Annotated in this window: 1 pseudogene; it reads right to left on the bottom strand. The window is 58.2% G+C overall.

Features of this window, described 5'->3' with window-relative positions:
* Positions 1-1,061, bottom strand: a pseudogene (locus NW820_RS09450) (hypothetical protein); the annotation flags it as partial.

Genomic DNA, 1,061 nt, shown 5'->3' with positions numbered 1-1,061 from the left:
GCTCTCGCGCGTCTCGCAGTTCCACCGTCAAGTTGGCCTGCTGCTGTTGAAGGGCGCTGAGGCGGGATCCCGTGGTTTTCAGTTGTTGTTGAGCTTGCTCCAAGGCTTCTTGGCGGGCTTGCAGGGATCCCTCCAGTTGGACAATGCGCTGGTCGGCTTCGGCCTGTTCTGTCCTGAGCTGAAGGATCAGGGCTTGGCTCTGCTGTAGTTGCTCCTCCAGTTGAGCAAGGTGCGCTTCGTAGTCACGGTTGGCTGCCATCAGCTGTGCTATTTCCGCTTGCAGTTGTTGTAGCTGCGCCTGTAAGCTTTCCACCTGCTCTGGGGGAACATAGCCGGAAAGCCGCGCCATTTGGGCCTCGTGCTCTTGCTGTAACTGAGCGTAGCGCTCTTGCCACATCTGCAAAGAGGCCCTCAGCTCCAAAATCTGTTGCTCTAAAGCGGCAACCTGCTCTGGCCAGAAGGAGTCCAGATGCCGGGATGGGGCAGCTTCTGGCTCTGCAGCTTGCTGGGCAAGTTGGGCCTGCAGCTGATCCCGCTCCGATCGGAGCTGCTGGATTTGATGAAGCGCTGCCTCCAATTGGGCGCGTAGGTCAGCCACAACGCTGCTGGGCACCGAGTCCAACTGGCGTTTCTGCAGAATCTGGATTTGCTCTTGCAACTGCTCCAGTTCCGACTGATAGCAATCTCGCTGGGTTTGCAACTGCCGCTGCGCCCTTTGCTCAGCAGCGCGGGCAAGAGCCAGCTCCGTTTCTAGACGTTGCAGTTGTTCCCGCCAAACCCGCAAATCCTGCTGCAGCGTAGCCTGGTGCTGGAGCTCCGCCTGCTGGAGACGAATGGTGGCTTCCAGTTTTTGAATGCGCTGCTGATACTGGTTTTGAAAATCGGCAATCTGCTGGTTCATGTTGGCCAGGATCCGATCCCATTCCTGTTCCTGGAGCTCGATTTGTAGCCGCAAGGCTTCCACTTGCTTGCGGTAGTCGGCCAAGGTGGCCGGTTGAGGCTCATCGGCAAAGGGATCCGAGGCTGCCGCGGCTAATGTTCCAGGGATGGAATCTCCCCCA

The organism is Synechococcus sp. R55.7, assembly GCF_047461955.1.
Classification (GTDB): domain Bacteria; phylum Cyanobacteriota; class Cyanobacteriia; order Thermostichales; family Thermostichaceae; genus Thermostichus.
The sequence above is the reverse complement of the archived record's forward strand: the minus strand, read 5'-3'. Positions and strand labels throughout refer to the sequence as shown.